Source organism: Streptomyces fulvorobeus, assembly GCF_013167895.1.
Taxonomy (GTDB): Bacteria; Actinomycetota; Actinomycetes; order Streptomycetales; family Streptomycetaceae; genus Streptomyces; species Streptomyces fulvorobeus.
In genome coordinates this window covers 1,972,807-1,995,126 of the sequence record NZ_BLWC01000001.1, presented here as the reverse complement: position 1 = coordinate 1,995,126, position 22,320 = coordinate 1,972,807, and the positions used below count along the sequence as shown (strand labels likewise).

The 22,320-nt window shown below is 72.2% G+C and carries 17 protein-coding genes and 1 pseudogene; 14 read left to right on the top strand and 4 right to left on the bottom strand.

Annotation, left to right across the window (positions count from 1 at the left end; genetic code table 11):
- Positions 1 to 109: 109 nt before the first annotated feature.
- From Sfulv_RS09145 to Sfulv_RS09130, 4 genes are all read left to right on the top strand, one after another.
- Positions 110 to 955 (top strand): DegV family protein, encoded by an 846-nt coding sequence (locus tag Sfulv_RS09145; protein ID WP_173313230.1) that lies wholly within the window; start codon positions 110 to 112, stop codon positions 953 to 955.
- Positions 956 to 1,461: 506 nt separating this feature from the next.
- Entirely contained in the window at positions 1,462 to 2,355 is an 894-nt protein-coding gene (locus Sfulv_RS09140; RefSeq protein ID WP_371874716.1) for a ComEA family DNA-binding protein, read from the top strand.
- Entirely contained in the window at positions 2,352 to 4,871 is a 2,520-nt protein-coding gene (locus tag Sfulv_RS09135; RefSeq protein WP_173313228.1) for a ComEC/Rec2 family competence protein, read from the top strand. Before Sfulv_RS09140 ends, Sfulv_RS09135 begins: the two co-directional genes overlap by 4 nt.
- A 108-nt stretch (positions 4,872 to 4,979) precedes the next feature.
- On the top strand, positions 4,980 to 5,840 hold the full coding sequence (locus Sfulv_RS09130) for an arylamine N-acetyltransferase family protein (RefSeq protein ID WP_173313227.1): 861 nt from the start codon (positions 4,980 to 4,982) through the stop codon (positions 5,838 to 5,840).
- A 321-nt stretch (positions 5,841 to 6,161) separates the two neighbouring features.
- Here Sfulv_RS09130 and Sfulv_RS09125 read toward each other — a convergent pair whose 3' ends face one another.
- Positions 6,162 to 6,407 carry a hypothetical protein gene (locus Sfulv_RS09125; RefSeq protein WP_173313226.1) on the bottom strand — a complete coding sequence of 82 codons (246 nt, stop codon included), beginning with the start codon at positions 6,405 to 6,407 and terminating at the stop codon, positions 6,162 to 6,164.
- Between the two features lie 83 nt (positions 6,408 to 6,490).
- Between Sfulv_RS09125 and holA the strand changes: the two genes are divergently transcribed.
- Positions 6,491 to 7,477 carry a DNA polymerase III subunit delta gene (holA, locus tag Sfulv_RS09120; RefSeq protein WP_173313225.1) on the top strand — a complete coding sequence of 329 codons (987 nt, stop codon included), beginning with the start codon at positions 6,491 to 6,493 and terminating at the stop codon, positions 7,475 to 7,477.
- 276 nt (positions 7,478 to 7,753) lie between these two features.
- Here holA and rpsT read toward each other — a convergent pair whose 3' ends face one another.
- The gene (rpsT, locus tag Sfulv_RS09115; protein WP_173313224.1) at positions 7,754 to 8,020 is read right to left on the bottom strand and encodes a 30S ribosomal protein S20; all 267 of its coding nucleotides are present in this window, start codon (positions 8,018 to 8,020) and stop codon (positions 7,754 to 7,756) included.
- Positions 8,021 to 8,236: 216 nt separating this feature from the next.
- On the opposite strand from rpsT, the pseudogene lepA reads away from it, so the two are divergent.
- The 4 genes and pseudogenes from lepA to hemW all read left to right on the top strand — a co-directional run bounded on the left by lepA (position 8,237) and on the right by hemW (position 15,812).
- Positions 8,237 to 10,110, top strand: a pseudogene (lepA, locus tag Sfulv_RS09110) (translation elongation factor 4).
- A gap of 324 nt (positions 10,111 to 10,434) precedes the next feature.
- Positions 10,435 to 12,324 (top strand): AMP-dependent synthetase/ligase, encoded by a 1,890-nt coding sequence (locus Sfulv_RS09105; RefSeq protein WP_173313223.1) that lies wholly within the window; start codon positions 10,435 to 10,437, stop codon positions 12,322 to 12,324.
- Between the two features lie 234 nt (positions 12,325 to 12,558).
- Positions 12,559 to 14,532, top strand: a complete 1,974-nt coding sequence (locus Sfulv_RS09100; RefSeq protein WP_173313222.1) for an ATP-binding SpoIIE family protein phosphatase — start codon at positions 12,559 to 12,561, stop codon at positions 14,530 to 14,532.
- Between the two features lie 38 nt (positions 14,533 to 14,570).
- The gene (hemW, locus tag Sfulv_RS09095; protein ID WP_173313221.1) at positions 14,571 to 15,812 is read left to right on the top strand and encodes a radical SAM family heme chaperone HemW; all 1,242 of its coding nucleotides are present in this window, start codon (positions 14,571 to 14,573) and stop codon (positions 15,810 to 15,812) included.
- Between the two features lie 157 nt (positions 15,813 to 15,969).
- Here the strand turns inward: hemW and Sfulv_RS09090 are convergent, their stop codons facing one another.
- Complete coding sequence (locus Sfulv_RS09090; protein WP_173313220.1) at positions 15,970 to 16,788, bottom strand: DUF3097 domain-containing protein; 819 nt, start codon at positions 16,786 to 16,788, stop codon at positions 15,970 to 15,972.
- A gap of 25 nt (positions 16,789 to 16,813) precedes the next feature.
- Positions 16,814 to 17,536 carry an MBL fold metallo-hydrolase gene (locus tag Sfulv_RS09085; protein WP_173313219.1) on the bottom strand — a complete coding sequence of 241 codons (723 nt, stop codon included), beginning with the start codon at positions 17,534 to 17,536 and terminating at the stop codon, positions 16,814 to 16,816.
- A 163-nt stretch (positions 17,537 to 17,699) separates the two neighbouring features.
- On the opposite strand from Sfulv_RS09085, the gene hrcA reads away from it, so the two are divergent.
- From hrcA to Sfulv_RS09060, 5 genes are all read left to right on the top strand, one after another.
- Positions 17,700 to 18,716 (top strand): heat-inducible transcriptional repressor HrcA, encoded by a 1,017-nt coding sequence (gene hrcA / locus Sfulv_RS09080; protein WP_173313218.1) that lies wholly within the window; start codon positions 17,700 to 17,702, stop codon positions 18,714 to 18,716.
- Positions 18,717 to 19,853, top strand: a complete 1,137-nt coding sequence (gene dnaJ, locus Sfulv_RS09075) for a molecular chaperone DnaJ (protein ID WP_173313217.1) — start codon at positions 18,717 to 18,719, stop codon at positions 19,851 to 19,853. It abuts the gene before it with no gap.
- Between the two features lie 156 nt (positions 19,854 to 20,009).
- Complete coding sequence (locus tag Sfulv_RS09070; protein ID WP_173313216.1) at positions 20,010 to 21,083, top strand: nitronate monooxygenase; 1,074 nt, start codon at positions 20,010 to 20,012, stop codon at positions 21,081 to 21,083.
- Positions 21,080 to 21,826: a 16S rRNA (uracil(1498)-N(3))-methyltransferase gene (locus Sfulv_RS09065; protein WP_173313215.1), complete on the top strand. Its 747-nt coding sequence runs from the start codon at positions 21,080 to 21,082 to the stop codon at positions 21,824 to 21,826. The genes Sfulv_RS09070 and Sfulv_RS09065 overlap by 4 nt, the downstream gene beginning before the upstream one ends.
- Positions 21,827 to 21,947: 121 nt before the next feature.
- A complete protein-coding gene (locus Sfulv_RS09060; protein ID WP_173313214.1) occupies positions 21,948 to 22,307 on the top strand; it encodes a histidine triad nucleotide-binding protein in 360 nt (119 codons plus the stop codon).
- Positions 22,308 to 22,320: the final 13 nt, after the last annotated feature.

Sequence of the window (22,320 nt, the reverse complement as noted above, 5' to 3'; positions counted from 1 at the left end):
GAGCGGGTTCCGATCCGGAAAGCCCCGAAGCGGTCCGAAGCGACCGGAAACGATCAGCTGATCGGGGCCGGGCTGCTGCATCCCCGCCCCGGAAGGTAACCTCCGGCTCATGTCCCGCCATGTCGCGATCGTCACCGATTCAACGGCCTACCTGCCGCCCCGGACGAGGGAACGGCACGGCATCACCACGGTGCCGCTGACCGTCGTCCTGGGCGATCAGGCTCTGGAGGAGGGTACGGAGATCTCGGCCCGCTCGCTGGCCGCCGCGCTGCAGAAGCGCCGCTCCGTGACGACGTCCCGGCCCAGCCCCGAGGTGTTCGCCGCCGCGTACCGCGCGGCTGCCGAGGCCGGAGCGACGGCCGTCGTCTCCCTGCATCTGTCCGCCGAGATCTCGGGGACGTACGATTCCGCCCTGCTCGCCTCCCAGGGAGCACCCGTGCCCGTACGCGTGGTGGACACCGGCATGGTCGCCATGGCCCTGGGGTTCTGCGCGGTGTCCGCGGCGGAGACCGCCGAGGCGGGCGGCAGCCTGGACGAGGCGGTCGCCGCGGCGGAGAAACGAGCGGCGGCCACATCCGCTTATTTCTATGTCGACACGCTCGACTATCTGCGCCGGGGCGGGCGCATCGGCGCCGCCCAGGCGATGCTGGGGTCCGCGCTCGCGGTGAAACCGCTGCTGCAACTGGACGGCGGCAGGATCGAGCTGCTGGAGAAGGTGCGGACGGCCTCCAAGGCGATCGCGCGGCTGGAAGAACTCGTGGTGGAGCGGGCGGGGGCGGGTGCCGTCGACATCGCCGTGCACCACCTGACCGCTCCGGACCGGGCGGAGCGGCTGGCCGAGCGGCTGCGTGAACGGGTGCCGGGCCTGGTGCACCTGCATGTGAGCGAGGTGGGCGCGGTGATCGGGGCCCACACCGGGCCTGGGCTGCTCGGAGCGATCATCTCACCGCGCTGAATCCGGTGCGGGGCCCCCTGTGCCGGGTCGTTCCCCTGCGGGTCCCGCTCCGCACGGGTCGCCCGGGCGGTCACTCGGACGGATGAGGGAGTTATCCACAACTGTATTGTTTTCCACCGGAATTGAGGGTGCTCAGCGGGTTGGGGGAGATATGCCTAACGTCGTGAGGCATGGACCTGCGAACACTTCACACAGCCTCTTCCGTCTCCCCGCCTTCGGACTCGTCCGCCTCGTCCGCGCGTAGGCAAGCGGGTCCGCCTTCCTCCTCTCATTCCCCTTCGTCCGGCGTGCATCCGTCTCCGCCCTCCGGCGCGGCTTCGACGGCCCGCACCGGTCTGCGTGCGGGGCGGCGGTCGGCGGGTGGGGCCGGCCACGGGCCCGGGCGCGGGGCGGCCGGGGCGGGCGTCGGACCCGGTGCCCGCCGTGTCGATCGTCACGGGCGCCGACGGGTGACGCGCGGGCGCGCGGCGGCAGTCGCGGCGGCCTCGCGGCGCAGGGCGGATGAGCTGATGGCGGGGGTGGCAGCCTGCGGGGGCCCCGCAGGACCGCCCTCGCACACCGCCCCCGTCCACGCCGGGGGAGCGGAGCTCGAACCGGCTCCCTCCGCACTGCCCGCCCCTGCCGGGGAAGTGAGGGCAGCAGGGGAGGAGCGGGAGCGGCCGGGGTGGCGTGACCGGGTGATGCCCGCGCTGCGGGAGCGGCTGCCGCTGTGGCTGCAACTGCGGTGCGGGCTGGAACCAAGACCTCTCGCCGCGCTCGGAGTGGTGATGGTCGCGGCCGCGATTCTGGCGGGGACGCACTTCTGGTCGGGGCGGCCACAGGCCGTCAGCGCTCCCGAACCGGTGAACGACGGCCCCAGTGCGCAGGCGCAGCTCCGAGTTCCGCTTCCCGAGGGCTCCGGGCCGCTGCCGCAACCGTCGGCAGGACCACCGCCAGCCGGTGCGGCGGGCGGGCGGATCGTCGTCGATGTGAGTGGCAAGGTGCGCAGGCCGGGCATCCAGCATCTTCCGCACGGGTCGAGGGTGGCTGACGCCCTGCGTGCCGCAGGCGGGGTGCGGGACGGCACCGACGTCACGGGACTCAACCGTGCGAGGGTCCTGACGGACGGGGAACAGGTGGTGGTGGGGATGCCTGCCGGGCCCTGGTCCACGGGGGGCGCGGGAGGCGGTGGACCCGGAGTGGGGGCGACGGGAGCAGCAGCTCCGGCGGCACCGGTCAGCCTCAGTACGGCGACCGTCGAACAGCTGGAAACACTTCCCGGTGTCGGGCCGGTCCTCGCCCAGCACATCGTCGACTACCGCACCCAGCACGGCGGTTACCGGTCCGTCGACGAACTCCGCGAAGTCGACGGGATCGGTGACCGCCGGTTCGAGGACCTCCAGCCGCTGGTGCGGCCATGAGCGGCCCCGACGTCCACGCGGCGTCGGGCGGGAGGCTGGGCGCGTCCGACCCGCGACAGGAAGGGCCCGCCGACCTGCGCCTGGTCCCTCCCGCACTGGCGGTGTGGGGCGCGGCGGCGCTCGCGCTCGGGGCACCGGGGCTGTGGGTCGTCGCGGGAGTGGTGGCCTGCTTCTGTGTGGCCGTGGGCTTCCTCGCCCGGGCCCGGTCGGCGACGGCCGGGACCACTCGGGGCACCGGGGCGCAGGGACGACGGCTGCGGGCCACCGGGGTCGCCGCTGTACTGCTGGCCTCGGCCGCGGGGGCCGCGGCTGCCGGGTTGCACGGTGCCCAGGTCAGGCAGGGGCCGCTCCCCGGCCTGGCGGACGCCTACAGCCAGGTCACGGTGGAGGCCACGGTCACCTCCGATCCGCGGCAGACACGGCCGGGTGTGCGGGGTGACCACAGCACGCCTGTCTCCCTGCTGCTGGACGCCCAGGTCGAGCGGCTGACCAGCACCGACGGGACGGTCACCCGACTGCGTACACCGGTACTCGTCATGGTCTCACCCGGTGAGGAGGCGGCGAGCTGGCGAGCTCTGCTGCCCTCCACCCGTCTGTACCTGAGAGGCGGACTCGCGCCTCCGCAGCACGAAGGGGGACGTATCGCCGCCGTCCTGCGCACCGACGCGGACGACCCACCCCGGATCATCGAGGGCCCCAACCTCCTCCAGCGCACGGCGGGGAGACTGCGCGCGGGGCTGCGAGAGGCGTCCGCGGGGCTGGACGCGGACGCGAGGGCGCTGCTGCCGGGGCTGGTCGTCGGCGACACCTCGCGGGTCACCCCCGAGCTGCACGACGCCTTCAAGGCCACCGACCTCACGCACCTGCTGGCTGTGTCGGGAGCCAACCTCTCGATTCTCCTCTTCCTGCTCATCGGACCACCCGGCACCGCCCTGCGGACCGAACGCCGGGGTCTGGCACCCCGTCTGGGAATCTCCCTGCGCACGACCGCACTGATCGGAGGCGGGCTGACGCTCGCCTTCATCGTGGTCTGCCGTCCCGAACCGAGTGTCCTTCGCGCGGCGGCCTGCGGACTGATCACCCTGGTCGCGATCGGGACGGGCCGCCGCCGTTCCCTGATCCCCGCTCTGGCCGCCGCCGTGCTGCTGCTGGTGCTCTACGACCCGTGGCTGGCCCGCAGCTACGGATTCCTGCTCTCCGTCCTGGCCACCGGCGCGCTCCTCACCCTCGCGCCCCGGTGGAGCGCCGCGCTGCGCAGCCGACGAGTGCCCTACCGGATCGCCGAAGTGGTCGCCGCGGCGGCAGCCGCGCAGGCGGTGTGCGCACCCGTGGTGGTCGTCCTGGCCTCACGGGTGAGTCTGGTGGCGATTCCCTGCAACCTGCTCGCGGAGTTCGCGGTGGCACCCGCGACGGTGCTCGGGTTCGCGGCGCTCGCCGTCGCCCCGGTCGCCATGCCCGTGGCCGAACTGCTGGCGGTGGTCGCGGGATGGCCGGTCGGGTCGATCGCCTCCGTCGCCCGCACCGGGGCGGGGCTGCCCGGGGCGCAGATCGACTGGCCGGGCGGGTGGCGGGGTGCGGCGCTGCTGGCCGCCCTCACGGTGCTGCTCGTGCTCCTCGCCCGCCGTCTGGCCCGGCTGCCCTGGATTTGCGCGATCGCCGCCCTGCTCCTGGTCCTCGCGGTGCTCCGGCCGGTGCCGCTCACCCGGATCATGACCGGGTGGCCGCCGCCCCACTGGGCGTTCGCGCTCTGCGATGTGGGGCAGGGGGACGCCATGGTCCTGGCGGCCGGCGACCGTACGGGCGTGGTCGTCGACACGGGCCCCGAACCCCGGCTCGTTGACCGCTGCCTGCGCGATCTCGGGGTCACCCGGGTGCCGTTGCTGCTGCTCACCCATTTTCACGCCGACCACGTCAGGGGTCTGCCCGGCGTGCTGCGCGGCCGGGCGGTGGGGGCGATCCAGACGACGAGCCTGGACGAGCCGCCGGAACAGGCGGCATTCGTACGGAGAACCGCGGCGGCGGCCCGAGTCCCCCTGGTGCGTACGGTCCCGGGGGAGCACCGCAGGATCGGCCCGCTCGACTGGCGGATCATCTGGCCGCAGGAGGACGTTCGGAGGGGCGGGCGGGGCGCCGTGCCCCGTTTCGTGACGGAGGAGCCGAACGACTCCAGCGTCACCCTCCTCGTCCGGTCGGGAGAGCTGACCTTGCTGCTCCTCGGTGATCTGGAACCACCCGCCCAGCGAGGGCTGTTGCGCAGCTATCCGGACCTGCCCCGGGTGGATGTCCTGAAAGTGGCCCACCACGGATCGGCGTACCAGGACGCGGCCTTGCTGCGGGGCGCGCGGCCGAGGTTCGCCCTCATCTCCTGCGGTACGGACAACCCGTACGGTCATCCGTCGGCGCGTACGGTCGAGGCGCTGACGCGTGGGGGCGCGCGAGTGCTGCGTACCGACACGGACGGTTCCGTCGCGGTCACGGGGGCGGGCGCGGCGCTCACAGCGGTGGGTAGTTCATGAGGGGCCCGCAGCGCATGACCGGGCGGCAGTGCGTGAGCGGGCGGTCTGTCGCCCGCGCGGGACCGAGGGCGCTGGCGCGGGAGCGCGCAGCCGGGACAGACTCTCGGCATGAATGCGGATGCCTCGCCGACGACCACCGTTCCCGCGTACGCCGACCTCTCCGCGGACGCCCGGGCCGATGCCTACCTGGAGCGCATCGGAGCCGCCCGCCCGGAGCGCGCCGACGCGGCGGCCCTGCGCGAGCTCCAGCTCCGCCATCTGACAGCGGTCCCCTTCGAGAACCTGTCGGTCCACTACGGCGAGGACATCGTCCTGGAGGAGGGCGCCCTCTTCGACAAGGTGGTGGGGGCCCGCCGCGGTGGCTTCTGTTACGAGCTGAACGGCGCCTTCGCCTTCCTGCTGCGCGCCCTCGGCTTCCGTGTCACGCTGCTCCAGGCCCGGGTCTTCGGCGACGGCGGACAGCTCGGCATCCCGTACGACCACATGGCGCTGCGCGTCGAGACCGACGACGACACAGGCCCCTGGCTGGCCGATGTGGGATTCGGGGAGCACGCGCTGTGGCCCCTCGCGCTCGATGACCGGGCCGAGCAGCAGGACCCGGGCGGTGCCTTCCGGTTCCGGGAGGCGCCGCAGGGCGATGTGGACCTGCTGCGGGGCGGCTGCCGGGAGTTCCGTCTCGACCTGCGGCCGAGGTCGCTGGCCGAGTTCCGGGTGGGCGCCTGGTATCACCGCACTTCGCCCGACTCGCACTTCCTGCGGTCCGTCGTCTGTTCCCGGGTCACGGACGACGGCCGGATCACGCTCAGCGGCCGGAAGCTGGTCAGGACGGTGGAAGGTGAGCGCCACGAGACGCCGCTGGAGACCGATGCCGAGGTGCTGGCCGCCTACCGCGACCACTTCGGGCTGCTGCTCGACCGCCTCCCCGAAGTGGCGACCCCGCGTGGGCGGACCGGCGGAGCGAATGCATGATCGTCGGCGGGTGATGGCCCTCGGGGGAGGCACGTCCTTGCGAGTACGCCATGTTCGGCCGTTGGCTGAGCGCCGAGGGCGGCAGGAGCCGTTCGGGGACTGCGCGTGGCGGGGCCTTCGCCGAGCCTTCCGCGCACCGCCGCCCCCGCCTGCCGTCCCACGCCGGGGTGCGGAGTCCGCCGGGTCGTGGACCCCGTCAGCGAACCGGTACGGCAGGCGGAATGCGGCGTCACCGACAGCCGGGTCCGCAAGGTCCTCGGCGGGACCCGGCACATCGGGCCGGACATCCGGATCGTCGTCCGTCCCCGAGGGCTGACACCCCTACGGCTGTTCCAGCCATCCGTCGAACTCGGCGGCGAAGGCGTCGAGGGCCGCGGAGTCGAGCCGTCCGGCAGGGTCCTCCACGACGACCAGCCACTGGGCGTCCTCGGCGTCGTCCTCGCCGGCCAGGGCGTCGCGTACGAGCTGGGGCTCCTCGGTGACACCGAAGCGGTCCGAGAGCTCCCCCGCCACCTCCTCCGCCGTATCGCGGTCCGCCAGTACCAGTACATGTCTCACATCGCTCACCTGGCCATTCTCGGGTACGCGCGGGGACGGGCCCGACAGCCGGCAGAACCGGCTGTCGGTGGGGCGTGGGATGCTGGATCGCGATGGCCACCAGAAGGAATTCCACCGACGACCCGCTCGCTCCCATCACCCTCGCGGTGGGCCAGGAGGACCTCCTCCTCGACCGTGCCGTGCAGCAGGTGGTGGCGGCGGCCCGCGCCTCCGACGCCGACACGGACGTGCGGGATCTCAGCTCCGACCAGTTGCAGCCCGGCACTCTCGCCGAACTGACCAGCCCTTCGCTCTTCGCCGAGCGCAAGGTGGTGATCGTGCGCAACGCACACGATCTCTCCGCCGACACGGTCAAGGACGTCAAGGCGTACGCGAACGCTCCCGCCGAGGAGATCACCTTCGTCCTTCTGCACGCGGGCGGGGCCAAGGGCAAGGGGCTGTTGGACGCGGTCCGCAAGGCGGGTGCGCGCGAGGTCGCCTGCCCCAGGACCACCAAGCCGGCCGAGCGGCTCTCCTTCGTACGGTCGGAGTTCCGCGCACTGGGGCGCTCCGCGACCCCCGAGGCGTGCCAGGCCCTGGTGGACTCCATCGGCAGCGAACTGCGGGAGCTGGCGAGCGCGGTCTCCCAGCTGGTGGCCGACGTCGAGGGCACCATCGACGAGGCGGTCGTCGGGCGCTACTACACGGGGCGCGCGGAAGCCTCGTCCTTCGCGGTCGCGGACCGTGCGGTCGAGGGCCGGGCGGCTGAGGCCCTGGAGGCCCTGCGCTGGTCGCTGTCGACCGGCGTCGCGCCCGTCCTGATCACCAGCGCCCTCGCCCAGGGGGTGCGTGCGATCGGGAAGCTCTCGTCGGCGCGGGGCGGGCGCCCCGCGGATCTGGCCCGCGAGCTGGGGATGCCGCCGTGGAAGATCGACCGGGTGCGCCAGCAGATGCGGGGCTGGACCCCGGACGGCGTATCGGACGCGCTGCGCGCGGTCGCGGCGGCGGACGCGGGGGTGAAAGGCGGCGGGGACGACCCGGAGTACGCCCTGGAGAAGGCCGTGGTCGCGGTTGCGCGGGCGGCGCGGGCAGGGCGGTAGCGCCTGGGGCCCGGGGTCGCCGCTTTCCCCTCAGGCGGCGGGCGGGCTTGAAGTGGCCGGTCTCGGGCCGGAGGTGTGACGTGCTCGGTGTGCATGCTCGGTGCGCATACCGAAAGCCCCGGTCCGCGCCCTGGGGAGGGCGGTGCCGGGGCTTTCGGTTGACGCTGTGGTGCGCCGCACCCGCGTGGCGAACGCAGGTTCGGTGTGCGGCGCGGGGTGCCGGTCAGGAGCGGGAGAGAGGGCCCGCTGAGTCCGTTCCGGCGATCACATCAGTGCTCAGCCCTGAAGGGCGGCAACCTTGAGCGCGAGCGCCGACTTCTTGTTGGCGGCAGCGTTCTTGTGGATGACGTTCTTCGAGACAGCCTTGTCCAGCTGACGCGACGCCTCACGGACGGCCACAGTGGCCTTCTCGACGTCGCCGGAAGCGGCAGCCTCACGGGCCTTGCGGATCGAGGTCTTGAGCGAGGACTTGACGGCCTTGTTGCGCAGGCGCGCCTTCTCGTTCGTCTTGTTCCGCTTGATCTGGGACTTGATGTTCGCCACGAGATAGAGCCTTTTCAGGTTCGTTGGATCTTCTATGTGCGCCACGCGCTTCTGAGGGCCACGAGGCACAGCTGCCCACGGTACCAGCCGCCGTCCTACCGGCCCAAACCGGTCCCTGCCCCGCAGCCGTGGGACGATGGAGCTTACGTATCGATCCGACCGACCCGACATCGACCCGAGACACGGCGTTCGGCGTCTCAAGAATCAGGACCCTGCGTGCCCGCGACTCCTACCCACGTGCCCGAGCCGAGCCGTACCGACCCGGCGCTGATCCGCAACTTCTGCATCATCGCTCACATCGACCACGGCAAGTCGACGCTTGCCGACCGGATGCTTCAGCTGACCGGTGTGGTCGACGTGCGGCAGATGCGTGCTCAGTACCTCGACCGGATGGACATCGAGCGCGAGCGCGGCATCACCATCAAGTCCCAGGCGGTCCGTCTGCCGTGGGCACCCACCTTGGGTGAGGACCAGGGCACCACCCACGTCCTCAACATGATCGACACGCCGGGCCACGTGGACTTCACGTACGAGGTCTCCCGTTCGCTCGCCGCCTGCGAGGGCACGGTCCTGCTGGTGGACGCGGCGCAGGGCATCGAGGCCCAGACACTCGCCAACCTCTACCTCGCGATGGAGAACGACCTCACCATCATCCCGGTGCTCAACAAGATCGACCTGCCGGCCGCGCAGCCCGAGAAGTTCTCCGAGGAGCTGGCCAACCTCATCGGCTGCCAGCCGGAGGACGTCCTCAGGGTCTCCGCCAAGACCGGGATCGGCGTGGACGCACTGCTCAACCGGGTGGTCCGGGACGTCCCGGCCCCCGTGGGCAAGGCGGACGAGGCCGCTCGCGCGATGATCTTCGACTCGGTCTACGACCCGTACCGCGGGGTCGTCACCTATGTCCGTGTCATCGACGGTCAGCTCAACAAGCGCGAGCGCATCAGGATGATGTCCACGGGCGCCACCCACGAACTGCTGGAGATCGGTGTCTCCTCGCCGGAGATGACCCCGGCCGACGGCATCGGCGTGGGCGAGGTCGGCTACATCATCACCGGTGTGAAGGACGTCCGGCAGTCCAAGGTCGGTGACACCATCACCTCCCTGCACAACGGGGCCACCGAGGCGCTGGGCGGCTACAAGGATCCGAAGCCGATGGTGTTCTCGGGTCTGTACCCGCTGGACGGCTCGGACTACCCCGACCTGCGCGAGGCCCTCGACAAGCTCCAGCTCAACGACGCCGCTTTGGTGTACGAGCCGGAGACCTCAGCGGCGCTCGGCTTCGGCTTCCGTGTCGGCTTCCTCGGACTGCTCCACCTCGACGTGGTCCGTGAGCGCCTGGAGCGCGAATTCGGTCTGGAGCTCATCGCCACCGCCCGAACGTGGTCTACCGCGTGGAGATGGAGGACGGCACCGAGCACATCGTCACCAACCCGAGCGAGTTCCCCGAGGGCAAGATCGACGCGGTGCACGAGCCCGTCGTCCGCGCCACGGTGCTCGCGCCCAGCGAGTTCATCGGCGCGATCATGGAGCTCTGCCAGCAGCGCCGCGGAACCCTGCTCGGCATGGACTACCTCTCCGAGGACCGGGTCGAGATCCGCTACACCCTGCCGCTCGCCGAGATCGTCTTCGACTTCTTCGACCAGCTGAAGTCCAAGACCCGCGGCTACGCCTCGCTCGACTACGAGCCCACGGGGGAGCAGTCCGCCCAGCTCGTCAAGGTCGACATCCTGCTGCACGGCGACAAGGTCGACGCGTTCTCCGCGGTGACGCACAAGGACAAGGCGTACGCGTACGGCGTCCGGCTCGTCGCCAAGCTGCAGAAGCTCATTCCGCGGCAGAACTTCGAGGTGCCCATCCAGGCCGCCATCGGCTCCCGGGTGATCGCCCGGGAGACCGTCCGCGCCATCCGCAAGGACGTCCTCGCCAAGTGTTACGGCGGTGACATCTCCCGTAAGCGGAAGCTGCTGGAGAAGCAGAAGGAAGGCAAGAAGCGCATGAAGATGGTCGGCAACGTGGAAGTTCCGCAGGACGCCTTCATCTCCGTGCTGTCGACGGACGAGTCCGCCGGCGAGAGCAAGGCCAAGAAGTAGCCCTCCCGTACCGAGGAGTAGCTTTCCGGGCCCCCGTGCCGCAGCACCCTGCGGCACGGGGGCCCGTTCGTTACCAAAGCGGCGGCCTGTTGCCCCTTACGCGGGGGGCGCGTGCGCTCTACCCTGATCACGGCCCGTCGGGTTACTCGCCAGTTAAACAAGCGTGACCGAGCGGGACCGCGCGGCAGGAACGCAGCAGGAAAACTCATTGAAGCAACGTGGAAGCACCGTAGAAGCACCGCAGGTACAGAGCAGGACAGAAGCAGGCATCTTAAGCAGGATCAAGTAACCGGTCGTAGCAATGCCGCAGGCCCGGAGGACGTCGTGAGCGACACAAAGACCCTGATCGATAACCGACCGCCCTCCGTGGCGAATCTCTTCGTCGACCGCGTGGCCGCCACGCCGGACGCGGAGGCGTACCGCTACCCGGTGCCCGCCGCCTCCGGCCAGGGCCCCGACGGCTGGAAGTCGCTCAGCTGGGCGCAGGCCGCCGGACGGGTGTACGCCATCTCCGCCGGGCTGATCGCGCTGGGTGTCCAGCCCGAGGAGCGGGTGGCGCTCGCCTCCTCCACCCGGGTCGAGTGGGTCCTCGCCGACCTCGGGGTCATGTGCGCGGGTGCGGCCACCACCACGATCTACCCCTCCACGAACGCCGAGGAGTCGGCCTTCATCCTGACCGACTCCGAGAGCCGCTTCCTGATCGCCGAGGACGCGGTCCAGCTGGCGAAGGCGCGGGAGCGCCGGTCGGAGCTGACGGACCTCGCCCACGTCGTGGTCATCGACCCGGCGGGCGTCGAGCCCGCCGCCGACGACCCCGAGGGCTGGGTGCTCACGCTCGCGGAGCTGGAGGCCCAGGGCGCCGCGTACCTGGAGAAGCACCCGGACGCGGTCACGGACCGGGTCTCGGCGATCACCCCCGACCAGCTGGCGACCCTGATCTACACCTCGGGCACCACCGGCCGGCCCAAGGGCGTACGGCTGCCGCACGACAACTGGTCGTACATGGCCAAGGCGACCGTCACCGCCGTGGAGCTGTCCACGGACGACGTCCAGTACCTCTGGCTGCCGCTCGCCCACGTCTTCGGCAAGGTCCTCACCTCCGGCCAGATCGAGGTCGGCCACGTCACCGCCATCGACGGCCGGGTCGACAAGATCATCGAGAACCTTCCGGTGGTCCGGCCGACGTACATGGCCGCCGTTCCCCGGATCTTCGAGAAGGTCTACAACGGGGTCGCCGCCAAGGCACGGGCCGGTGGCGGCGCCAAGTACAAGATCTTCCTGTGGGCCGCGGGGGTCGCCCGCGAGTACGCCAGGGTGTCGCAGGACAACTTCCGCCGCACCGGCAGGGCATCGGTTCCCTTCGCGCTCGGCGCCAGGCACAAGGTGGCCGACACCCTGGTCTTCGCCAAGATCCGCGAGGCGTTCGGCGGGCGGCTCCGGGCCTGTGTCTCCGGCTCCGCGGCGCTCGCCCCCGACATCGGCTTCTTCTTCGCGGGCGCCGGCATCCACATCCTGGAGGGCTACGGGCTCACCGAGACGAGCGCCGCCTCCTTCGTCAACCCGGGCGAGGCGTACCGCACCGGCACGGTGGGCAAGCCGCTCCCCGGCACCGAGGTCCGCATCGCCGACGACGGCGAGATCCTGCTTCGCGGCCCCGGTCTCATGGAGGGCTACCACCGGCTGCCCGAGAAGACCGCCGAGGTGCTGGAGTCCGACGGCTGGTTCCACACGGGTGACATCGGTGAGCTCTCGGTGGACGGCTACCTGCGGATCACCGACCGCAAGAAGGACCTGATCAAGACCTCGGGCGGCAAGTACATCGCCCCGGCGGAGGTCGAGGGCCGGTTCAAGGCCGTGTGCCCGTTCGTCTCCAACATCCTGGTGCACGGCGCGGACCGCAACTTCTGCACCGCCCTGATCGCCCTCGACGAGCCGACCCTGCTGGGCTGGGCGGCCGACAACGGCCTGGGCGGCAGGTCGTACGCGCAGGTCGTGGCGGCGCCGCAGACGGTTGAGCTCATCGACGGCTATGTGCAGCGCCTCAACGAGGGCCTCCAGCGCTGGCAGGCCATCAAGAAGTTCCGGCTGCTGCCGCGTGACCTCGACATCGAGCACGGCGAGCTGACCCCGAGCCTGAAGCTGAAGCGGCCGGTCGTCGAGCGCGAGTACAAGCAGCTCATCGAGGACATGTACGCGGGGTCCCGCGAGGCGTGACGCGCGGGCGGGATCGCGCACGGGCGGGGACGGCCTGAGCGGTACGCGTACGGGGACGGGACCGGTGGGAGTTTCACCCACCGGTCCCGTCCCCGTTTCCCTGTGCTCATCCGCTGTTCGTCCGCGCCCGCTTCCTTGCCCACTTCGGTAACTCGGTGCTTATGCGCGCGGCCGGTCTGTCACTCTGTCGTGTGTCGTCGGCCGCATCTCGTGAGACCCGGTAGGAGCCGCACCGTGGGGCCAATTCCCTTGCAGCGGGACACAGTTCACCGTCCCACCACCGCCGTCTCCGGCCGGCGGGACGATCCGCCCCCGGTGGTCCGTACGAGCCTGCCCGGAGTCGCCCTCACGCCCTCCGCGGCCCGCGGCTTCGTCCGCGCCGCCCTCGCGGAGTGGACCGGGCTCGGCGTACCCGCCGCCGCGGGGTTCAGCGACCGGCTGGCGGACGACGCGGTGACCGTGGCCAACGAGCTGGTCACCAACGCGGTCGTGCACGCGGGGACGACCGTCGAACTGCTCCTGCGCCTCGAAGAGGCGTCCGGGAGCGAGACGGCGGCCCTCGTGACGGAGGTCACCGACCACCACCCCGCGCGCGCCGTACGCGGAGAGGGCTCCGGGACCGGACAGGCGCCCGTTCCCGATCCCACGGAGTACGGCCGCGGCCTGCACCTCGTCGCCACGCTCGCCGAGTCCTGGGGCGTCACCTACCGCACCGGCCTCAAGACCGTCTGGGCCCGCCTCCGCCTCGACGGCTGGAGCGGGGCGGCCGGTCCCTCGGAGGAGGCTGTGGTCCAGCACGGGCTGCGTGCCGCCGAGATCCTGGCCCCCGCGTCCCGGCGCATCGAGCGCGACGACGCCGACTGGGACAGCAGGGCCGCGCTCTCCTTCCTCGCCGAGGCGTCCGATCTGCTGGCGGGCCAGCTCGACGAGGACCTGGTGGCCGCCATAGCGGGGCAGCTGCTCGTGCCGAGGCTCGCCGACTGGTGCGCGATCTGGCTGGAGAGCGAGGGCTCCGGGGCCGGCGCGGTCCCCCGGCTGGCCCGCGTCTGGCACAGCGACGAGAGCGACACCGAACAGCTGCGCACGGTGCTGGAGAAGGAGCCGCCCAGCCTGCCCGGCAGCACGGGCACGGGCCCCGTACCCGTGCCGTGGCCGGGGGTAGGCGCCGGCCGCCAGGACCCCTGCCCGATACCGGCCGAGCACGGGGAGGCGCCGGACGGCGGGGCGGCCCCGCTGGCCGGGGGCCGCGACGGGGCCGCGCTCGCCTACCGCGTCACCGCCGGCGGCCGCACGCTCGGCACCGTGCTCGTCGGCCGGGAGGGCGTCGCCCGGGTGCCCGACGAGGTGGCCTCGCTGATCGAGGACTTCGTACGCCGGGTCGGCCTCGCGGTCGGAGCCGCCCGCGCCTACACGCGCCAGGCCACCATCAGCCGCATCCTCCAGCGCGGACTGCTGCCCAGCAAGGTCGCCGACATCCCCGGTGTGAGCAGCGCCCTGGTGTACGAACCGGGGGACGACGGCGTCGTGGGCGGGGACTTCTACGACATCTTCGCGTGCCCCGGCGACCGCTGGTGCTTCGTCCTCGGGGACGTCCAGGGCAGCGGCCCCGAGGCCGCGGTCGTCACCGGCCTCGCCCGCCCCTGGCTGCGGCTGCTCTCCCGCGAGGGCTTCGGCGTCGGCGAGGTCCTGGACCGGCTCAACCGGCTCCTCCTCGACGACGCGATGGAAGCGGCCGAGGCCGCAGCCCTGATGGTCGCGGCGGCGGGCGGGCAGCAGATCCTCGACGGCTCGCAGTCCCGGTTCCTCTCCCTCCTGTACGGGGAGGTCGTGCCGCTCCCGGGCGGCGGGGTGCGCTGCACCGTCGCCAGCGCGGGGCATCCGCTGCCCCTGCTGCTGGGTCCGGACGGTTCCGTACGGATCGCCGCGGAGCCGCAGGTGCTCCTCGGCGTCGTGGAGGACGTCGCCTACGAGAGCCAGACCTTCGATCTGGCACCGGGTGAAAGCCTGCTCTGCGTCACGGACGGGGTGACCGAGCGGCGCTCCGGGCCCGCCATGTTCGACGACGGGGACGGCCTCGCGCGGGCCCTGGAAGGCTGCGCGGGGCTCTCCGCCGAGGGCATCGCGGACCGGATCAAGCGGGCCGTCCACGACTTCGCCGAGCGGCCGCCCGACGACGACCTCGCCCTCCTGGTGCTCCGGGCCGACTGAGACGCGGGTGTGCGGGGCGAGTCCTGCGGCGAGCGACAATGGGCGGTATGCCTTCCGTACTGCCCGATGGTGAGCCCGTGCCCGAGGACGGGGCGCTGCCCGGCCACGCCCTGGACGGCGCCGCCGACCGACCGCTCGGCTTCTACCTGCACGTCCCGTACTGCGCGACCCGCTGCGGGTACTGCGACTTCAACACCTACACCGCCACCGAGCTGCGCGGCACCGGCGGTGCGCTCGCCTCCCGGGACAACTACGCGGCCCATCTGACCGAGGAGGTCCGCCAGGCGCGCAAGGTGCTCGGCGACGACCCGCGTCCGGTCCGCACGGTCTTCGTCGGGGGCGGCACGCCCACGCTGCTGCCCGCCGCCGATCTCGTACGGATGCTGGGGACGATCCGTGACGAGTTCGGGCTCGCGGACGACGCCGAGGTGACGACGGAGGCGAATCCGGAGTCCGTCGGTCCGGCGTATCTGGAGGCGCTGCGGGAAGGCGGCTTCAACCGGGTCTCCTTCGGCATGCAGAGCGCGAAGCAGCACGTGCTCAGGATCCTCGACCGCACGCATACGCCCGGCCGGCCCGAGGCATGCGTCGCCGAGGCCCGGGAGGCGGGCTTCGACCACGTCAACCTCGACCTGATCTACGGCACGCCCGGGGAGTCGGACGACGACTGGCGGGCCACGCTGGACGCGGCGATCGGCGCCGGGCCGGACCACGTGTCGGCGTACGCGCTGATCGTCGAGGAGGGCACCCAGCTGGCCCGGCGCATCCGGCGCGGGGAGATCCCGATGACCGACGACGACGCGCACGCCGACCGCTACCTGATCGCGGACGAGGCGATGGCCGCGGCGGGGTTCTCCTGGTACGAGGTGTCGAACTGGTCCCGTACGCCGCAGGGCCGGTGCCTGCACAACGAGCTCTACTGGCGCGGGGCCGACTGGTGGGGCGCGGGGCCCGGTGCGCACAGCCATGTGGGCGGGGTGCGCTGGTGGAACGTGAAGCACCCCGGGGCGTACGCGCAGGCCCTGGCCGAAGGGCGGTCGCCCGGGGCGGGGCGCGAGGTCCTGTCGGCGGAGGACCGGCGGGTGGAGCGCATCCTGCTGGAACTGCGGCTGGTGGACGGCTGCCCGCTGTCGCTGCTGGCGCCCGCGGGGCTGGCGGCGGCGGAGCGGGCCGTGGGGGACGGGCGGCTGGAGGCGGAGGCGTTCGCCTCGGGGCGGGCGGTGCTCACCCTGCGGGGGCGGTTGCTGGCGGATGCGGTGGTCCGGGACCTGGTGGACTGAGCGCCTGCGGCGCGCTGCTCCGGGGCTCCGCCCCGGGCCCCGGTCCTCAACGCCGGCCGGGCTGAAACGCCTGCCCTCTAACGCCGGGGCGGGACACGGTGCGGAAAGTCGAGCCCGTCCGGCGATTGAGGACACCTTCGCGCCAGGCCGGGCGGTCCTACTCCGGTGCCGTGACGAAGTCGATCAGTTCTTCCACCCGGCCCAGCAGCTCCGGCTCCAGGTCCCGGTAGGAGCGCACCGTCGACAGGATGCGCTGCCAGGCCGCGCCCGTGTTCTCCGGCCAGGACAGCGCGCGGCAGACGCCCGTCTTCCAGTCCTGGCCGTGCGGGACCCTCGGCCAGGACGGGATGCCCACCGAGGACGGTTTCACCGCTTCCCAGACGTCGATGTAGGGGTGGCCCACCACCAGGACGTCGCCGTCCGAGACCTGAGCGGCGATGCGGGACTCCTTCGAGCCCGGGACCAGATGGTCGACCAGGACGCCCAGCCTCGCGTCCGGGCCGGGGGAGAAGTCGCGGACGATCGCGGGCAGGTCGTCGATGCCCTCCAGGTACTCGACCACCACGCCCTCGATCCGCAGGTCGTCGCCCCACACCCGCTCGACCAGCTCCGCGTCGTGGCGGCCCTCCACGTAGATCCGGCCCGCCCGCGCCACCCGCGCGCGTGCCCCGGGCACCGCCAGCGAACCGGACGCCGTACGGGCGGGGCGGGCGGGCGTGGCGGATGCGGGGCGGACCAGCGTGACCACCCGGCCCTCCAGCAGGAAGCCGCGCGGCTCCATCGGGAACACCCGGTGCCTGCCGAAGCGGTCCTCCAGGGTCACCGTCGGCCCCTGGGCCGTCTTCTCGCAGCGGATCACCGCCCCGCAGAAACCGGTGGTTGCGTCCTCGACGACCAGATCGGGCTCGGCGGGGACCTCGGGGACCGGTACGGACTTCTTCCACGGCGGGGTCAGGTCCGGCTGGTAGCTGCGCATCGGAGAACGATACGGCGGAGTACGGTCACGACACGCCGAAACGCGCCGCCAGCCGGTCACGCTGCGCCCGCACGAACGCGGCGTCCACGACCGCCCCGTGCCCCGGTACGTACACCGCCTCCTCACCCCCCAGCGCGAGCAGCCGGTCCAGGGCGGCCGGCCAGCGGGACGGGACGGCGTCGCTGCCCGCCTGCGGCTCCCCGGACTGCTCGACCAGGTCCCCGCAGAACACCACGGCGGGCGAGCCGGGCACCAGCACCGCCAGGTCGTGACCGCTGTGACCCGGCCCGACGTCGGCCAGGAGCACCTGGAGCCCGCCGCCCAGATCCAGGGTCCACTCCCCGCACACCTCGTGCCGCGGCGCGACCAGCACGTCCACGGCCTCCGCCGCCTCGTGCTCGGGCACCCCGTGGCGCACCGCCGAGCTGTGCAGCTCCTCCCTCCCGTTCCGGAGCAGAGCCGCCAGACCGACCGCACCGAACACCTCGGCCCCCGCGAACGCCGCGGTGCCCAGGACATGGTCGAAGTGCGGGTGGCTGAGTGCGATATGCGTCACCCTCCGGCCCAGGAGACGCTGCGTCTGGGAGCGCAGCTCCGCGCCCTCACGCAGCGAGGAACCGGTGTCGAAGAGCAGCGCACGGTCCGCTCCCGCCACCAGCGCGGCCGTCGCGTCCCATACCGGAAGCCTTCGCCGGCCCACACCGTTGCCCAACCGCTCCCAGCCGAGCCCTTCCCAAGAGACGTCCATACAACGACGCTATCGGCAACGACCAGCGCGGTCTCGCGGTGGCGCGGCCGGTCGCCCTTGCCCGGGGGCCACCGCGCCCCCGTACACTGACCGTGGGGAATGCTGGCACTCGAACCCACAGAGTGCCAGGACGGACCGGGATTCACAGCTGGAGGTGTGCGCGATGCTCAGCGAACGCAGACTCGAAGTGCTGCGCGCCATCGTCCAGGACTACGTCGGCACAGAGGAGCCGGTCGGCTCCAAGGCGCTGACCGAGCGGCACAACCTCGGGGTCTCCCCGGCCACGGTCCGCAACGACATGGCGGTGCTGGAGGACGAGGGCTTCATCGCCCAGCCCCACACCAGCGCGGGGCGTATCCCCACGGACAAGGGATACCGGCTCTTCGTCGACCGGCTCGCGGGCGTCAAGCCCCTGTCGTCGCCGGAGCGCCGGGCCATCCAGAACTTCCTCGACGGCGCGGTCGACCTCGACGACGTCGTGGGCCGCACCGTGCGGCTGCTCGCGCAGCTGACCCGGCAGGTCGCCGTGGTGCAGTACCCCTCGCTGACCCGTTCGACGGTGCGGCACGTGGAACTGCTCCTGCTGGCCCCCGCCCGGCTGATGCTGGTGCTGATCACGGATACCGGCCGGGTCGAACAGCGTATGATCGACTGCCCCGCGCCGTTCGGCGAGACATCTCTGGCGGACCTGCGGGCGCGGCTCAACAGCCGGGTCGTGGGGCGCCGTTTCGCGGATGTCCCGCAGCTGGTGCAGGACTTGCCGGAGTCGTTCGAGGGCGAGGACAGGGGCACCGTGTCCACGGTCCTCTCGATCCTCCTCGAAACTCTGGTGGAGGAGACGGAGGAGCGGCTGATGATCGGCGGCACCTCCAACCTCACCCGCTTCGGGCACGACTTCCCGGTGATGATCCGGCCGGTGCTGGAGGCACTGGAGGAGCAGGTCGTGCTGCTGAAGCTGCTCGGCGAGGCCAAGGACTCGGGCATGACCGTACGTATCGGTCACGAGAACGCCCACGAGGGCCTCAACTCCACGTCCGTGGTCGCGGTCGGCTACGGTTCGGGCGACGAGGCAGTCGCCAAACTCGGCGTGGTCGGACCGACCCGCATGGACTACCCCGGAACGATGGGAGCGGTACGCGCAGTGGCACGTTACGTCGGACAGATCCTGGCGGAGTCGTAAGTGGCCACGGACTACTACGCCGTACTCGGCGTGCGCCGCGACGCATCTCAGGACGAGATCAAGAAGGCATTCCGCAGGCTCGCCCGCGAGCTGCACCCGGATGTCAACCCGGACCCGAAGACCCAGGAGCGGTTCAAGGAGATCAACGCCGCCTACGAGGTGCTGTCGGACCCGCAGAAGAAGCAGGTCTACGACCTCGGCGGCGACCCGCTGTCCGCCTCGGGCGGCGGTGGCGCGGGCGGATTCGGACAGGGCGGCTTCGGCAACTTCTCCGACATCATGGACGCCTTCTTCGGCACGGCGTCCCAGCGCGGGCCGCGCTCGCGGACCCGGCGCGGCCAGGACGCCATGATCCGGCTGGAGATCGACCTCTCCGAGGCGGCCTTCGGCACGACCAAGGACATCCAGGTCGACACGGCGGTCGTCTGTACGACGTGCAGCGGCGAGGGCGCAGCCCCCGGCACCTCCGCGCAGACCTGTGACATGTGCCGCGGCCGTGGTGAGGTCTCGCAGGTCACCCGGTCCTTCCTCGGCCAGGTCATGACCTCGCGGCCCTGCCCGCAGTGCCAGGGCTTCGGTACGGTCGTGCCGACCCCCTGCCCCGAATGCGCCGGGGACGGCCGTATCCGCTCGCGGCGCACGCTCACGGTGAAGATCCCGGCAGGTGTCGACAACGGCACCCGCATCCAGCTCGCGGGCGAGGGCGAGGTCGGCCCCGGCGGTGGTCCGGCCGGTGACCTGTACGTCGAGATCCACGAGCTGGCGCACGCCGTGTTCCAGCGGCGCGGCGACGACCTGCACTGCACGGTCACCATCCCGATGACGGCGGCGGCCCTCGGCACCCAGGTGCCGCTGGAGACCCTGGACGGCATGGAGGAGGTCGACATCAGGCCGGGCACCCAGTCCGGTCAGTCGGTCCCGCTGCACGGCCGGGGCATCACGCACCTGCGGGGCGGCGGGCGAGGGGACCTCATCGTGCACGTCGAGGTCATGACCCCGTCGAAGCTGGACGCGGAGCAGGAGCGGGTTCTGCGCGAGCTCGCGAAGCTCCGCGGGGAGGAAAGGCCCACCGGGCAGTTCCAGCCAGGACAGCAAGGGCTGTTCTCCCGGCTCAAGGACGCGTTCAACGGTCGCTGACCGTCCGCGCCGCACCGCTTGTGGCCATACCCCGCACCGCCCGTCGGTCTCGTACCGGCGGGCGGTGCGGCGTCTGGTCCGGCCTGCGGCGGGACACCGTCCGCGCCGCTCCCTGGCTGATTCGGCGCGGTGCGGCGGACGTGGCACGATGCGGTCATGTCCTCCGCGTTGACCGATCTCTGCCGGTATCCGATCGTGCAGGCCCCCATGGCGGGCGGAGTGTCGGGCCCCGAGCTCGTCGGCGCTGTCGCCGAAGCCGGCGGACTCGGCTTCCTCGCCGCCGGGTACAAGACCGCGGACGGCATGTACAACGAGATCAAGCAGGTGCGCGGACTGACAGGCCGGCCCTTCGGCGTCAACCTCTTCATGCCGCGGACCGGCCATGCCGACCCCAGCGCCGTCGAGGTGTACCGGCACCAGCTCGCCGGTGAGGCCCTCTGGTACGGCACTGCGCTCGGCGAGGTGGACCACGGCGGGGACGACGGCTACGAGGCCAAGACCGCGATCCTCCTGGAGGACCCGGTCCCGGTCGTCTCCTTCACCTTCGGCTGCCCTTCCCGCCAGACGCTCGAAGCCTTCGCCCAGGCGGGCACGTACACCGTGGTGACGGTCACATCCGCCGAGGAGGCGCGGGCCGCGCAGCGGGCGGGCGCCGCCGCCGTCTGCGCCCAGGGGGTGGAGGCCGGCGGCCACCGGTCCACGCACCGCGACGACCCGCGGGCCGACGACACCGGCATCGGGCTGCTGTCCCTCCTCGCCCAGGTGCGTGAGAGCGTGCGACTGCCGCTCATCGCGTCGGGCGGGCTGATGCGCGGCTCCCAGATCGCCGCCGCCTTCGCGGTGGGGGCCGACGCGGCGCAGCTCGGCACCGCCTTCCTGGCCACCCCCGAGTCGGGGGCGCACCCGCTGCACAAGCAGGCACTGACCAGCCCGTTGTTCGTACGGACCGCGATGACCCGGGCGTTCTCCGGGCGCCCGGCCCGCGGTCTCGTCAACCGCTTCGTGACCGAGCACGGACCCTACGCCCCGGCCGCCTACCCCGAGGTGCACCAGCTGACGAGCCCTCTGCGCAGGGCCGCCGCGAAGGCCGGCGACGCCCAGGGCATGGCCCTGTGGGCGGGCCAGGGGCACCGGATGGCACGCGAGCTGCCCGCCGGGGAACTGATCGACCTGCTCGCCGCCGAACTGGAGGCCGCCCGCGCGGCCCTGAGTGTGAGGAGTGCCGAGTGACGGCACCGGTCTTCGTCGTCGAACAGCTGCCCGCAGGGCCCGAGTTCGTCCTGGACGGCCCCGAGGGACGGCACGCCGTCTCCGTGAAGCGGCTGCACGCGGGTGAGGACGTCGTCCTGACCGACGGGCGGGGCCGCTGGGCGCAAGGGGTCGTGCGAGCCGCCGAGGGCAAGGACCGGCTGCTGGTCACCGGCGTGGAGCCGGTGCGCGAGGAAGCGCTGCCCAGCCCCCGTATCACCGTCGTCCAGGCCCTCCCCAAGGGCGACCGCGGGGAGGTCGCCGTCGAGACCATGACGGAGACGGGCGTCGACGCGATCGTGCCGTGGCAGGCTTCGCGCTGCATCACCCAGTGGAAGGGGGAGCGCGGCCTCAAGTCGCTGGCCAAGTGGCGGGGTACGGCCCGCGAGGCGGGGAAGCAGTCCCGCCGGGTGCGCTTCCCCGAGGTGACCGAGGCGATGACGACGAAGCAGGTGGCCGTCCTGCTGGCCGCCACCGACTTCGCGGGCGTCCTGCACGAGGACCGGGCGCACGACAGCGAGCCGCTCGCCACCGCCGTACTGCCCGCCGGTGGGGAGATCGTGCTGGTCGTCGGCCCGGAGGGCGGCGTCTCCCCGGACGAACTCGCGGCCTTCGCGCAGGCCGGCGCCCGTCCGTACCGGCTCGGGCACAGCGTGCTGCGCACCTCCACGGCGGGGACGGCCGCGGCTGCCCTCCTGCTGGGGCGCACGGGCCGCTGGGGGTAGGGGGTTCAGTCGGCGGGCCGGTGGGCGGAGGACTTCGCCGGTTCCGCGGGACCGTCCCGGATACCATGCCCACGTACTGATCACCAGCGATCCGACCACCAGCGACCGAGGAGGCCGTGCCATGGCGGGAGAGCCGCAGCCCGACTGCCTGTTCTGCAAGATCGTCTCAGGAGACATCCCGGCGACCATCGTCCGCGAGAGCGCCACGACCGTCGCCTTCCGCGACATCAACCCGCAGGCGCCGACGCACGTCCTGGTCATCCCGAAGGCCCACTACCCGGACGCCGCCTCGCTCGCCGCAGCCGAGCCGGAGACCGCGGCCGACGTGCTGCGCGAGGCCGGTCTCGTCGCCGCCGACGAGAAGGTCACCGGGAGCGGCTACCGCATCGTCCTGAACACGGGGTCCGGCGCGGGACAGACCGTCTTCCACGCGCACGCCCACGTCCTCGGCGGACGCGGGCTCCAGTGGCCCCCCGGATAGCGGACGGCCCCCA